Origin of the sequence: Methylobacterium sp. C1 (assembly GCF_001854385.1) — a bacterium.
GTDB classification, from domain to species: Bacteria; Pseudomonadota; Alphaproteobacteria; order Rhizobiales; family Beijerinckiaceae; genus Methylobacterium; species Methylobacterium radiotolerans.
In genome coordinates, this window is record NZ_CP017640.1 from 353,302 (window position 1) to 366,561 (window position 13,260).

Genomic DNA, 13,260 nt, shown 5'->3' on the forward strand with positions numbered 1-13,260 from the left:
AGTCAGACGGCCTGTGCCCGCCGCTTGGCCTTCTTCAGGCGCCGCAGACCGCGGATCGCGCGGACGAGGCGCTTGGCTTGCCGCTTCTCGCACGTCTCCGTGACAGCGCGGCCAGCGACCTTGACCATGAAGTGCCCGTCGGCAGCCTTCTCCTTGGTGACGTAGTGCATGGCGGGAACTCCTGCTGTCCGAGGTTCGGTTGCCGAACGGCCTGTCTCCGGAATTCGCGAGCGCGGCCCGCGTCTCTCGAGGAAGAAACGCGGTGCCGGCGGGAAATAACGGCGTCGGGCGGCCTCGCAACCCGCCTCCCGCCTTCGTGATCCGGCCGAAGCAACCTCGCCGTCATCGCGCGGAGGCGGCGCCGGCCGCCGCGATCTCGGCCCTGGCGCGCCCGAGATCTTGCTGGAAACGGGGATCGCGCAGCAGTGCTTCCGCGATCACGGCCGCGGCGATCCGCCCGGCCTCCAGATCGGACGGGAAATGGGTCCCGGCGATCATCCGGTTGGCGCCGTAGCCGACCGCGAACGCGAACAGGGCCCGGAGCTTGGCCGGGACGAGCTGCGCCAGCACCGTCGCCGCGAGGTGGCCGAAGGTCGCGTGGCCGCTCGGGTAGGACGTGCTGTCGGAGCGGTGCCCGTACGTCGCGAGATCGGGCTCGAGCGTGTAGGGACGTGGCCGGCCGATGGCGGTCTTGGCGGCGAGCACGGCCAGTTCGCCGTCTTGGAACACGCGCTCGATCAGCGCGGCGGTGACGGGCATCGCCCGTGCCGTGAAGGCCGGTCCAAGAACCTCGGTGAAGCGGTCGAGCGTGCAGGGCAGGTTCGCCGTGATGCGGCGCTCGTCGTCAGGGGTGCGGGCACCGACGGCGGCCTCGACAGCCCGAAGATCCGCCCGCTGCATCTCGGAGTCCGCCTCGGGCGGCGGCGGCAAGACCCGCTGCAGCGCCAGCACCTCCGGGTCGATGTAGGTGCTGTGCAGGGTGCCGGCGGCCGCCGGGGCAACCGCTGGGAGGGCGAACACGACGAGACCGGCGAGGCAGGCAGCCCGCGCGCGGCGCTCCGCACCGGTGATTCGACGCCTCATGATTCCTCCCTACGCGCCTCTCGACACGCCGCCGGGCACGAGACCCCGCAGCCACGCGCCCGGGCTGCCGCGCGGCGCGTCGGGGGCGCTCTCCGGCATCAGCAGCACCAGCACCGCGAGCGCCGCAACGGCCACCGCGGCGCAGGCGAGGTAGGCCGCGTGGAATCCGGCCGCCTGGACGAGGCTCCCGGCGATGACGAAGGACAGCGCCGCGCCCGCGCCCTGTAGGGTCCCGATCAGTCCGTGGGCGGCGTTGTAGCGGCCGGTTCCGCGGGTGATGTCGGCCATCACCAGGGGTTTGACCGCGCTCAGCAGCCCGGCGCCGACGCCGTCGAGGCATTGGACGGCGATGAGCCAGAACGGGTCGCGCCAGACGAGATAGAGCAGGGCCCGCGCGGGCAGGGCGGCGAAGCCGATCACCAGCAGCGGCTTGCGGCCCCAGCGCTCGGCCAGGCGGCCGACGAGGAGGCCCATCGGCACCATCACCGCCTGCGCGCCGATGATGCAGACGGAGACGATGACGGACGACCAGTCCGGCCGGGTCTGGCCGATCTCCTGCGCCACCAGCGTCAGCAGCGGCGCGTTGGCGAAGTGGAACAGCATCACGCAGACCGCGAAGACCATCAGCGGACGGCAGGTCAGCAGCGTCCGCCAGCGCGTCGGCGCCGCGTCCGCCCCGCCTTCGCCGCCCCCGCGGGCCCGCCGCGCGTCGATCGCCCGGCGGGGTATCGCGTAGAGCGCTGCGGCGGAGACGATCGCGCAGGCCGGGACGAGCAGGAAGACGGCGCGGTCCGGGAACAGCCAGCCCACGAGGCCGATCAGTCCCGCGATGGCCACGTTCCCTGTCCGCTCTAAGGCCGCGTTGCGGCCGAAGCGCCGGGGCAGTTTCCCGGCCGGGAACAGCCCGAGGGTCAGCGTCGCGATCGTCGGGCTGAGCATCCCGCCGACCGCGGCGAGGACGGGCCAGAAGTGCGGCGCCACGGCGACGAGCACGGTGGCGAGTGACAGGGCCACGAGCGCCCCGAGCAGGATCCGCCGCTTGTCGCCCACGGCGTCGATGGCGGTCCCGATCGGCGTCTGCGCCGCGATGCCGACGATCCCCGACACCGTGCCGACGAGCCCGACCGCGGCGTCGTCCCAGCCGCGATGCACAAAGAGGTACACGTTCAGATAGGGCTTGATCGCCCCATTGACGTCGATGAGCAGGAGATTGAGCAGATCGAGGGCTCGGGCGACGGACGGTTCCCGCGGGGCCGGATCCGTCCCTCCTCGCTCGCTCATGTCCTGCGTCAACCGGCTGGCTCCCTTTTCAGCCAACCTAGGGCACCGGGCGCCGGCCCGGAGGGGGCGGCCCACTCCCGGACGGTCACCGGGAGGGCCCGTCGCCGCGAACGCGGCTCAGCGCGACGTCTCCGGCGTTCCTGGGGCGCCCGCCCGCGCGCCGCCATCCGCCGGACTCGGGGCGGTGCGGGCGCCCATGGCCCGGGCGATCAGCACGTAGAAGAGCGGCGTGGCGAACACGGCCAGCACGGTCGCGGTGACCATGCCGCCGAGCACGCCCGTGCCGATGGCGCGCTGGCTGTTCATGCTCGCGCCGTTGGCGACCGCGAGGGGCACGACGCCGAGGATGAAGGCGAACGAAGTCATGATGATCGGCCGGAAGCGCAGCTCGCAGGCCTCCAGCGCCGCCGCCTGGACGGGGCGGCCCCGCGCCACGAGGTCCTTGGCCACCTCGATGATCAGGATCGCGTTCTTCGCGGTCAGGCCGATCACGGTGATCAGGCCGACCTTGAAATAGACGTCGTTCGGCATGTCGCGGACGAGCATGGCGAAGATCGCCCCGACCACGCCCGTCGGCACCACGAGCAGCACCGCCAGCGGGATGGCCCAGCTCTCGTAGAGCGCCGCGAGGCAGAGGAAGACGCAGACCAGCGCCAGGGCCAGCAGGTAGGTCGCTTGGCTGCCCGAGAGCTTCTCCTGCAGCGACTGACCGGTCCAGGCGAAGTCGAAGCCCGGCGGCAATTGCGCGGCGAGGCGCTCCATCTCGGCCATGGCGTCGCCGCTGGCGTAGCCCGGCGCGGCGCTGCCGGAGATCTTGATGCTCGGGTAGCCGTTGAAGCCGACGATCTGCGACGGCCCCATCGTCCAGGCAATTCGTGCGAAGGACTGGAGCGGCACCATCTGCCCCTTGGCGTTGCGCACGTTGAGGTCGAGCAGGTCCTCGGCCCTCATGCGGCGCCCGGCCTCCGCCTGCACGATCACGCGCTGCATGCGCGCTTGGTTCGGGAAGTCGTTCACGTAGGCCGAGCCGAGGCTCGTCGAGAGCGCGTCGTTGATGTCGGCGAAGGTGACGCCGAGCGCGTTCGCCTTCTGACGATCCAGGGTCAGCTCGATCTGCGGGGCGGTCGGCAGGCCCTCGACGTAGACGCCCTGGAGGATCGGGCTCTGCTGGGCCGCCTTGAGCAGCTGGTCGCGCGCGGCGGCCAGTGCGGCCTGCCCCTGCTGCGCCCTGTCCTGCAGGCGGAAGGCGAAGCCGCTCGAATTGCCCAGGGCCTCGATGGCCGGCGGCGACAGCGCCATGGCGATGGCGTCCGGCAGGCCGCCGAGCACCGCGTTGGCCCGGGCGCTGACCGCCTCGGCGCCGTTGCCGGGACCGCGCTCCGCCCAGTCCTTCAAGGTGACGAAGGCGATGGCGGCGTTCTGGCCCTGGCCCGAGAAGCCGTAGCCGAGCAGCGTCGTCCGCGCTGCCACCGCCGGCTCGGCTCCGAAATGGTCCTCGATCCGCCGGACCACGTCGAGGGTGCGCCCCGCGGCCGATTCCGGTGGCGTCTGCGCGTCGACGATGACGTAGCCCTGGTCCTCGATGGGCAGGAAGCTCGTGGGCATGCGCAGGTAGCCCCAGCCGAGGGCCGCTACGAGGGCCGCGTAGACGAGGAGCGCTCGCACGGGCCGGCGCAGCATCCCGGCGACGCCGGACCGGTAGGCCCGCGTGCCAGCCTGGAACCGGCGGTTGAACCAGCCGAAGAAGCCACTCTCGGCGTGGCCCTGGCCGGCCTCGACGGGCCTGAGCAGCGTCGCGCAGAGCGCGGGCGTCAGCGACAGCGCCAGGAAGGCCGAGAAGGCGATCGAGGTCGCCATGCTGACCGCGAACTGGCGGTAGATCACCCCGACCGAACCGGGGAAAAAGGCGAGCGGCACGAACACGGCGATCAGCACCGCGGTGATTCCGACGATGGCGCCGGTGATCTGGCCCATGGCCTTGCGGGTCGCCGCCGTCGGAGGCAACCCCTCCTCGGCCATGATCCGCTCGACATTCTCGACGACCACGATGGCGTCGTCCACGAGGATGCCGATGGCCAGCACCATGCCGAACATCGTCAGCACGTTGATCGAGAAGCCGGCGACGAGCAGCGCGCCGCATGTTCCGAGCAGCGCCACCGGCACGACGATGGTCGGGATCAGGGTGTAGCGGATGTTCTGCAGGAACAGGAACATCACCGCGAAGACCAGCGCCATCGCCTCGGCGAGCGTCATCAGCACCTTCCGGATCGACACCTCGACGAAGGGCGTCGTGTCGTAGGGCACCGTCACGCTGACATTGGCCGGCAGCGTGCGCTGGAGCTTCGCGATCCGCGCCTTCACGCCGGTCGCGGCCGCGAGGGCGTTGCCGCCGGGCGCGAGCTGGATGCCGATGCCGGCGGCCGGGCGGCCGTCCTGGCGAGTCTGCATCGCGTAGGACTGGCCGCCGAGCTCGACCTCGGCCACGTCGCGCAGGCGCACGAGCGAGCCGTCCGGGTTGGCGCGCAGCACGATCTCGGCGAACTCGGCCACCGTGGTCAGCTGGCCCTTGACCAGTACGTTCGCGGCGATGCGCTGGCCCTCCGCCGCCGGCTGGGCGCCGACGGTCCCCGAGGCGACCTGGGCGTTCTGCGCCTGGACCGCGGCCGTGACGTCGCCCGGCACCATGCCGAGCCCGACGAGGTTCACCGGATCGACCCAGATCCGCAGTGCCTTCTCGGACGAGAACAGGGTCGCGCGCCCGACGCCGGGCACGCGCCGCAGCTCGCCCAGGATGCGCCGCGCGGCGAGGTCGCCGAGATCGCTCTCACTCAGGGATCCGTCGCGGGAACTGACCACGACGAACTGCAGGAAGCTCGTGCTGGCCTCCTCGACGATGATGCCCTGCTGGGTGACCGCCCGGGGCAGGCGCGCCTCGACGCGCTTGATGCGGTTCTGGACCGCCACGGTGGCTCTCGACGGGTCCGAGCCAGGCGCGAAGGACGCGAGGATCTGCGCCTGCCCCGACGTGTCGCTCGTGGACTCGAAGTACATCAGCCCGGGGATGCCGTTCAGCTCCTCCTCGATGATCCGGGTGACGCCGTCGTAGAGCCGCTCGGGCGGCGCGCCCGGGTAGATGGCCGTCGTCTGGATCGTGACCGGGGCGACGTCCGGGTACTGCGAGATCGGCAGGAAGACGATCGAGATCGCGCCGACCAGCACGATGAAGATGGAGATCGCCCAGGCGAAGATCGGGCGCTCGATGAAGAAGCGGGTCATGGCGGGTCGAGCCTGCGTGACGGAGTCAGGGCTGCGGGGCGGCGGTGGCCGTGCGGCCGCCCGCCCACGGCACCGGATTGACCGCCAGGCCGGGATGGATCTTCTGGAAGCCCTCGACGACGACGGTCTCGCCGGGCTTCAGCCCGTCCTCGACGATCCAGCCGACCTCGGTCATCGCGCCGGTGCGCAGGGGCCGCAGGGCCAGCACCCGGTCCGCGCCGACCACGAAGGCCTGGGCCTCGCCGGCGCTGGAGCGCTGGATCGCCTGCGCGGGCACGATGACGGCGCCCGGCTGCACCCCGCGCGCGACGCGGATCCGAACATAGGCGCCGGGCAGCAGGGAGAGACGCGGGTTTGCGAAGGCGGCGCGCAGGCTGACTTGACCGGTGCCCGGATCGACGCTCACGTCCGAGAACAGGAGCTTGCCGGGATCGGTGTGCAGGGTGCCGTCCGCGTGGACCAGCCGGACCTCGGCGCCTCCGGCCCCACCGCGGTCCGCCAGCAACCCGTAATCGGACGCGGAGGCGTTGAAGTCGGCGAAGATCGGGTCGACCTGCTGGATGACCGCGAGCTTCGTCGCCTCGCCCTGGCCGACGAGCGCGCCCTCCGTCACGAGCGCCCGCCCGATCCGCCCGCCGATGGGTGCTCGAACGGTGGCGAAGTCCAGGTCGATCCGGGCCCGGTCAAGCTGCGCCCTGGCACTCGCCACGTCGGCCTCGGCCTGTCGCAGGGTCGCGACGGCGACGTCGTGCTGGGCGGTGCTGGCCGCCTGCCGCTCCAGCAGCGTCTCGGTCCGCTCCGACTGCTTCAGCGCCTGCACCCGCGACGCCTCGGCTCGGGCGAGGGACGCGGCCTTCGCGTCGACCTCGGCCTTGTAGACGGCCGGGTCGATGCGGAAGAGGACGTCGTCCTTCTCGACGAGGCTGCCTTCCTCGAACGCGCGCTCCCGGATGATGCCCGAAACCTGGGCCCGGACCTCCGCCACCCGCGTCGAGGCGAGGCGCCCCGGCAGGTCGAAGAGGCGCGGCACGGTCGCGGGCGTCACGGTCGCGACCGACACGTCCGGCGGTGGCGTCTCGACCGCGGCCGTGTCGGTGGCGGCGGGCTTGCAGCCGCTCAGCGACGCGCTCACCACGAGCGCGACGAGGGTCGGGCGCCGGAAGCCGCGCGCGGTCGAGATCGACATGGACCAAAATGCTCCTTCCACTGAGCGGGATCCGGCACACCGGTCCGCCGGCCCCTGAAATCCGGCCCGCGTCGGCGCCACGAGGGTGTCGCGCCGCTCCGGCGCTTGCGCCTTGGCGGCCGGCTGTTTAATTCCATCCGTATGGATTGAAAAGGGGAAAGGTCTGGATGGGGCGGCCGCGGAGCATCGACCGGGACAAGGTCCTCGACATCGCCGAGCGGATCGTGCGCGAGGAGGGGGCGACGGCGTTGACCTTCGACGCCGTGGCGCGGGCGGCCGGGATCACCAAGGGTGGCCTGCAATACTGCTTCGGCAGCAAGGACGATCTGGTCGCCGCCATGGCCGACCGCTGGCTGGCGGGCTTCGACGCGGAGGTCGCCCGCCACACACCGGCCGACGGGACCCGCGTGGACCACGTGCGCGGCTACGTGACGGCGTCGGCACGGATCGACGAGGCCACACAGACCAAGATCGCCGGCATGCTCGTGAGCTTGCTGCAATCGCCGAAACATCGGGAGCAGGCGCGCGGCTGGTACGCGGCGTGGCTGACGCGCCTCGAACCCGGCTCCGAGGCGGAGCGGAGGGCCCGCGCGGCCTTCTTCGCCGCCGAGGGCGCCTTCTTCCTGCGCAGTCTCGGCCTCGTGGCGTTGGACCAGGGCCAATGGGACGCCGTCTTCGACGACATCCTCGCGCTCCTCTGAACCTCCGGGATCCGGAGCGACGACCGTCACCGCACCGCTCTAGACTCGCGGGCAAGGTGGCTGCCGCTGAGGAACACCTCCCGGGCCGGCTGATCCGGCCGCTCGATCCCCTCGAACAGCAGGCGCATCGCCTGGGTGCCGATCTCGGCGACTGGCTGCTCGATCACGGTGAGGGCCGGCCCAGCGAACTCGGTCAGGGCTCGTTGCCGAAGCCGGCAGGTGCGAGGTGGCGCGGGAGCACGAGGTTCACGGCCTTGGCCGCCCGCACGGCGCTTGTCGGGATGAGCCCGTTCGGGACGACGCGCGCCACCGGCTGGCCGGGCTCCTCGAGCCAGCGCGTTGCCTCCTCCCTCGCGGCCGCCGCGTTCGGGGCGACACTGCGGACCTGCAACGCCAGACCGTGCCGCCCCATGGCCTCCAGATAGGCGGCGCGGCGCTCCTGCGCGGCCGAATTCGACGATCCGAACAGACTGTCGATCCGACGCGGGTTGTGACCGGGCGTGCCGCGGTGCTCAGCGGCCTGTCGGCGATGATCCGGTTCGGCCGCTCGGGCATAGCCCGGTTCGACCAGATCGTGTGGCGGCCGCATCCCGGGGAGATCTGTGGCCTGACGCCGCTCCGCGTCGCGATGGCCGGCACATCGGGCCGGCCCGTCGGGGAGCCCTCCCTGGAGATCGGCGCCCGGTAGACCGGCACCTTCGCGGGCCGGCCGCTCGACGCGGTCGCTGTCGTCTTCGAGAGGCGAACCTGCGGCCCGCTCGCCCTGTCCAGCATCGCCCGGACGCGGAGCGCGCCGGGACCGGTCCACGAGATCCCGAGCAGGCCATGATGGAGCTGGATCCGGGGATCCAGATCAACCCGGGGCTCCGGCTGCCACCGAAGCGCCAGAACATCGACGATCCGGATCAGACCCGATTTCCATTGCGCCACAGAAACATACCGGACACCTCCGTGGTCGGCGCCAAACCGTCGGTTGATCTCTTCTCCCTCGTGAGGCTCGCGGGGACCTGGCAGCTCGTGACCGCTGGCCGGACGTCAGCTGGCCGCGGAGGGCCGGGGGCCGGCCTCCGGTGGGGCGCCCGCGCCGATCATCCGGCGGTCGACGGCGGCGAGGGTATCGAGCAGGCGCTTCCGGAGCCGCGCCGCACCCTCCAACTCGAGCGCGTCCACGTCGACGTAGAAGTCGATCCCCCGGGCGTGCTCGGAGAAGATCGTCTCGGTCGCCTCGGCGGTGAGGTCGCCCTCGACGGCGTAGGGGACGACCTCGCGGCTGATGCCCTTCATGCGGATCGGCTCCTGCGGGCTCGCCTGGACGATATCGCTCACCAGCGCGTAGGTTTCGTAGCTCAGGGTGATGCCACCCGGCATCGCGGCCGCCTGGAGGCGGGCGGCGAGGTTCGCTTCCGCGCCGATGATCGTGTAGTCCATCCGCTCGTCGCTGCCGAAGTTGCCGACGTTGCAGTAGCCCGTGTTGATCCCGATCCGCGCCTGGAACGGGCGCTCGATGCCGGACCGCCGCCAGCGGGCATTGAGCTGGCCGAGGCGCGTCTGCATCTCGATCGCCATCCGGACGCAGGCCTGCGCGTCCTCGCGGACGCCCCGGCTCTCCGGATCGCCGAAGAAGACCAGCATCGCGTCCCCGATATACTTGTCCACCGTGCCGCCGTGCTTGACCGCGATGGCGGTCATCTCGGTCAGGTACTCGTTGAGGAGTGCGGTCAGCTCCTCGGGCTGCAGGCGCTCGGTGGTGGCGGTGAAGTCCTTGATGTCGGAGAAGAAGATCGTCAGCTTCTTGCGCTCGGTCGCCACCGACACGTCCCGCTCGCCGCTGAAGATGCTCTTGTAGACCTGGGGCGAGATGTACTTCGCGATCTGCACCGAGACCGACGCCAGAAAGCCGTTGGACTCGGTCAGCTCGCGATTCATCCGGTCGATGAGGCGCGACTGTCGCGCCTGCAGCAGCAGGACGGTGGTGCCGGCGAGCGCCGCCAGGATGAAGTAGCCGAGCAGGTACTTGAAGGCGAAGACGTTGGCGGCGATCGGCTGGTGCAGGACGATCTCCTGGATGCCGCGGACGTCGCCGACCTTCCAGTCCGTCTTCGGGCTCAGGGGATGGGCATTGTGGCAGCGCACGCAGGCGGATTCCATGCGAATCGGCGCCGCGATGCGCACCTGCCGATCGAAGATCGATCCCGTCGTCTCGCTGACGAATCCGGTCTGGGGACGGGCCCGGAGGTCCGCCAGCGCCTGGACCTCGAACGCGTCGAGATCGTGCGGCTTGCGGTCCTTGAAAGGGAGATCGGAGACGAAGCGATACTTCACCGAGCCGTCCCCGCCGCTGATCCGCTCGCCGAGCTCCAGGGAGAGCGTCGCGGGGATCGGGATCGCGTTCGGTACGCCCTTGTAATCGTGCCGCGTCTCGACCCGGCCCGTCGCCGCGTTGACCGCCTGGACCACGTCACTGGCGTAGAAGCTGCGCATCTGATCGATGATCCGGCCGGTCTCGATCGCCTGCGTGGCGAGCATGCGCTCGGACAGGCCGCGCAGGTCGAGCCACACCGCGACCGGCAGCCCGACCAGGCCGAACAGGATCGCCGCCACGAGGAGCGGCCCCATGAATCGCTGCTGGCGCGCGACCGACTCGTCAAAACCCGACATCACCCACAACCCCGAGGCACCAGCACATAGCCCCTTGCTTGGCTCCTTCCATATACAGGCAATTCTTTGCCGGGACGTATTTACTTTCCGTCCGAAACGCGGACCGCGGCGCCAATTCAGTGTCTGTGGGACATGAAGTCAACAGAGTCTATCAACCACAAGATGTCGTGCTGCGCATGGACAGCCGCGCCGGACACCGAGACCTGGCGCCAGGCCGATCGCCGCCGGCTGGGCACACCGTCGTCCGGTTCGCTCAGATCGCTCCGGGCCCTCCCAGCATGGGATTTCGCGAACGGCCCCTATAGTCGGCGCCTCGACTGTCTGATCGCGAGGACGCGGGACCGGACGGAGAACCGTGTCGCTTCAGCGTCGACCCGGGGAGGGTGCGATGGCGGATGTTCTGATCGTCGGGGCCGGACCGGTCGGCCTGACACTCGCCTGCGAACTCGCCCGGCACGGGGCGCGCTGCCGGATCGTCGACGGCGCGGCGCAGCCGTCGCCCTATTGCCGCGCGATCGGGGTCACCCCGCGCACCCTCGAAGTCTGGGAGGACATGGGCCTTGCCCGCGAGATGATCGACGCGGGTCTCTGGCTCACGGGTCTGCGCACGGTTCTCTACGGCCAGCCGCCGGTCGACGCGCTCAGTCCGCCCCTGGACCTGCCCTACGCGTCGCTCGGACTTCCGCAGTCCGAGACCGAGCGTGTCCTGACCCGCCACCTGGAGCGCTGCGGCCTGCGGGTCGAGCGCGGCCTGCGCCTGACCGCCCTGGAGCAGGACGATGCCGGTGTCCGCGTGCGACTGCAGGATGACGGCGGAGCGGTCGCGGAGGCGGGCTTCCGCCACGTCGTCGGCTGCGACGGCGCCCACAGCACGGTCCGGCGCCCTCTGGCTGACTTGCAGGTGGGGCGGAGCCGACACAGGCTATGTCGCCGATACAGACGTATCGCTCGGTCCAGCCTTTCGCCGCGACGTTCTCGCCGAGAGCGCCCAGTGGGGAGCGCGGCGGATGATCGCCGATCTCCGAGGCCCAGGCGGCGTGATTGTCCTGCGGATACGGATGGAGCGTCTTATCAGAGTCGCCACGGTAGCGGAGGTCGGACGCTTGCCGGGCCGGCTTCTGCGACAGTCCCTAGAGGCTCCACGAGGCTCTGGGGCTCCGCGGCAACCGCCGCATCCGCCGGAGCGAGGGGCGAGACAGGTGTTCCGCCGAGGTGCGCGATCGCCGTCACCCTCGGCAAGGTCGGCGTCGTCCCGGTTCGCTGCTTGATCTCATCGGAGCGCGGCGACACCGCGGCCTCGGTCTGGGGGCGATCGTTGAGGCAGGCACGTGCGATGGAGGCTCGTCCTGTTCCGATGCTTGGAGGGGATCATCCGGCGGTTCGGCGATGGCCGGAACGGTCGTGTCGCAGGTGCATTCTCTTCCGGATCGAAGAGGAGCATCAGCATGCGCATCATTGGACAAGCATCCGTCATCGCTCTCGTGACACTCATGAGCGTCGGCGCGGCTGAGGCGAAGGGCTGCATCAAGGGCGCGATCATCGGCGGTCTGGCGGGCCATTACCTGGCCGAGCGCGGCGTCGTCGGCGCCGTCGCCGGCTGTCTCGGCGGCCGCTACCTCGCCAACCGGCAGGCGCGGCGCAGGGAGATCGAGTACGGCTCGCGGGTCCAGCCGCGCGACACCGGTTACGGCGCGCCCCAGGCCTACCCGCGCCGGTCCTACAGCTACTGACAGACAGCGGGGGCGGCTCGGGCCGCCCCGCACCCCTCGTGGTCGAACCGGCACGTTCCGTGCGCGGCGGGAACGCCGTCAGACCATCGTGAGGCTGATCCCATGCACCGAGACGAGCCGACGGCGTGCCGGTTCGCCCAGCGCGGAGGCGCGGTCACCCCGGTGAGGGCAGCCGCTCCGGTCTTCGAGTTCCGACCGGTCGGTTCGGTCAGCCCTTCTTGCCCTGCTTGTAGCTCTGAATAGCGCCCTGGCAGCCCGGCGAGAGTTTCGCCATGTTCTTCTCGAAACAGGCCTGCGTCTCGGCCCCCTCGTCGGGCGGCATGTCACCGCAGAAGGTCGTAAAGTCGCCCATGCATTGCTGCTGAAGCGTCGCCTTGTCGTCGGCCGACATCGGGGCGGCGAGAGCCGCCGTGGCCGCCACGGACAGAAGCAGGGCGGTCGTAATCAGACGTACCGGCATGGTGATGCTGTTCCTCGCGTCGATGAACCGCTCAGAAAGCCGAAGGGGCGGGAAACCGTTGCATGCGATGAACCGATCGCGACCATAAAAAACGAAGGGGCGCCCGGCTGGGCGCCCCTCTGAGCCACTTGTGTTCCAGTCCGATCAGTCGTCCCAGTCGCCATCGTGGTGGCCGTAGCCGTACCCGCGACGCTCGATCACGCGAACACCCGGACGATCCCAGTCACGGTGGCCGAAGCGGACGCCGCGATAGCCGTCGCGGTAGCCCTCGCGCACGATCACGCGGGAATGACCGTAACCCGGTTCGTAGCCGTAGCCGCTACCCCACTCGTGAGCCTGAGCGGCGGAGGCGGCGCCCAGGACCGCCGCGCCGGCAGTCAAGGTCATGACGAGCTTTTTCATGATCAATCCTCTAGTTACGATTTCAAACAACAAATGCAGAAGGCACTTATCGCGTTCCATCGAGGGCAATTTTCATCATCCAGTGTTGTTCATCCGAAATTCATGTTCATCCGCGCCCCGGTTCCGAGCCCAAGCTCGGCCACGCGTGTTCGACATCTTCGAATGACCGGTCTCTGCTCAGACCAACCCATCCGGCCGAAAGCTCCGGACGGGACGAAGTCTCTGTCAGCGACGGGTGACGGTCGTGTCGCTTCCGAGGCTGCCAGCCCCGCCGCCGCCGCTCTGCGTGGTCAAGCCGGTCGACTCCGTTCCGCCGAACTTCGTCTCGTGGCCGGCTGCGCAGCCGGACGCACCCGGGCTTCCGGCAAAGCGCCCACGATGCTGCATCTCGCGGCCTGGAGACGTGGACGATGCGCCCTGTTCCGTAGCGCCTGCGCTGGCCCCGAGAGCCAGGGTAGCGAGGACGATAATCGGCAAGCGTGG

The 13,260-nt window shown here is 70.3% G+C and carries 12 protein-coding genes and 2 pseudogenes; 3 read left to right on the top strand and 11 right to left on the bottom strand.

Annotated features, from left to right (window positions below; translation table 11 throughout):
- Positions 1–2: 2 nt before the first annotated feature.
- From BKE41_RS31520 to BKE41_RS01620, 5 genes are all read right to left on the bottom strand, one after another.
- Entirely contained in the window at positions 3–170 is a 168-nt protein-coding gene (locus BKE41_RS31520) for a hypothetical protein (RefSeq protein ID WP_164891327.1), read from the bottom strand.
- A 172-nt stretch (positions 171–342) separates the two neighbouring features.
- A complete protein-coding gene (locus tag BKE41_RS01605) occupies positions 343–1,083 on the bottom strand; it encodes a phosphatase PAP2 family protein (RefSeq protein WP_070998369.1) in 741 nt (246 codons plus the stop codon).
- A 9-nt stretch (positions 1,084–1,092) separates the two neighbouring features.
- Positions 1,093–2,364 carry an MFS transporter gene (locus BKE41_RS01610; protein ID WP_245295882.1) on the bottom strand — a complete coding sequence of 424 codons (1,272 nt, stop codon included), beginning with the start codon at positions 2,362–2,364 and terminating at the stop codon, positions 1,093–1,095.
- A gap of 117 nt (positions 2,365–2,481) precedes the next feature.
- Positions 2,482–5,640, bottom strand: a complete 3,159-nt coding sequence (locus BKE41_RS01615; protein ID WP_070998373.1) for a multidrug efflux RND transporter permease subunit — start codon at positions 5,638–5,640, stop codon at positions 2,482–2,484.
- Positions 5,641–5,665: 25 nt separating this feature from the next.
- The gene (locus tag BKE41_RS01620) at positions 5,666–6,826 is read right to left on the bottom strand and encodes an efflux RND transporter periplasmic adaptor subunit (protein ID WP_070998375.1); all 1,161 of its coding nucleotides are present in this window, start codon (positions 6,824–6,826) and stop codon (positions 5,666–5,668) included.
- Positions 6,827–6,993: 167 nt separating this feature from the next.
- On the opposite strand from BKE41_RS01620, the gene BKE41_RS01625 reads away from it, so the two are divergent.
- The gene (locus BKE41_RS01625) at positions 6,994–7,527 is read left to right on the top strand and encodes a TetR/AcrR family transcriptional regulator (RefSeq protein ID WP_012317310.1); all 534 of its coding nucleotides are present in this window, start codon (positions 6,994–6,996) and stop codon (positions 7,525–7,527) included.
- 26 nt (positions 7,528–7,553) lie between these two features.
- Here the strand turns inward: BKE41_RS01625 and BKE41_RS30700 are convergent, their stop codons facing one another.
- The 3 genes from BKE41_RS30700 to BKE41_RS01640 form a co-directional block, all read right to left on the bottom strand.
- Positions 7,554–7,694, bottom strand: a complete 141-nt coding sequence (locus tag BKE41_RS30700; RefSeq protein WP_085985305.1) for a LacI family transcriptional regulator — start codon at positions 7,692–7,694, stop codon at positions 7,554–7,556.
- Positions 7,695–7,720: 26 nt separating this feature from the next.
- On the bottom strand, positions 7,721–8,116 hold the full coding sequence (locus tag BKE41_RS30980; RefSeq protein ID WP_133250864.1) for a substrate-binding domain-containing protein: 396 nt from the start codon (positions 8,114–8,116) through the stop codon (positions 7,721–7,723).
- A gap of 446 nt (positions 8,117–8,562) precedes the next feature.
- Positions 8,563–10,185: an adenylate/guanylate cyclase domain-containing protein gene (locus BKE41_RS01640; RefSeq protein ID WP_071000618.1), complete on the bottom strand. Its 1,623-nt coding sequence runs from the start codon at positions 10,183–10,185 to the stop codon at positions 8,563–8,565.
- A 388-nt stretch (positions 10,186–10,573) separates the two neighbouring features.
- Between BKE41_RS01640 and BKE41_RS30705 the strand changes: the two are divergent.
- A pseudogene (locus BKE41_RS30705) lies at positions 10,574–11,014 on the top strand (FAD-dependent monooxygenase); the annotation flags it as partial.
- A gap of 97 nt (positions 11,015–11,111) precedes the next feature.
- On the opposite strand, the pseudogene BKE41_RS31885 reads toward BKE41_RS30705, so the two are convergent.
- Positions 11,112–11,312: pseudogene (locus BKE41_RS31885) on the bottom strand (MOSC domain-containing protein); the annotation flags it as partial.
- A gap of 318 nt (positions 11,313–11,630) precedes the next feature.
- Between BKE41_RS31885 and BKE41_RS01650 the strand changes: the two are divergent.
- Positions 11,631–11,915 carry a hypothetical protein gene (locus BKE41_RS01650; protein WP_012317313.1) on the top strand — a complete coding sequence of 95 codons (285 nt, stop codon included), beginning with the start codon at positions 11,631–11,633 and terminating at the stop codon, positions 11,913–11,915.
- Positions 11,916–12,123: 208 nt separating this feature from the next.
- Here the strand turns inward: BKE41_RS01650 and BKE41_RS01655 are convergent, their stop codons facing one another.
- Together BKE41_RS01655 and BKE41_RS01660 are read right to left on the bottom strand one after the other, a co-directional pair.
- Positions 12,124–12,375 carry a hypothetical protein gene (locus tag BKE41_RS01655; protein ID WP_012317314.1) on the bottom strand — a complete coding sequence of 84 codons (252 nt, stop codon included), beginning with the start codon at positions 12,373–12,375 and terminating at the stop codon, positions 12,124–12,126.
- A 144-nt stretch (positions 12,376–12,519) separates the two neighbouring features.
- Positions 12,520–12,777, bottom strand: a complete 258-nt coding sequence (locus BKE41_RS01660) for a hypothetical protein (RefSeq protein ID WP_012317315.1) — start codon at positions 12,775–12,777, stop codon at positions 12,520–12,522.
- Positions 12,778–13,260: the final 483 nt, after the last annotated feature.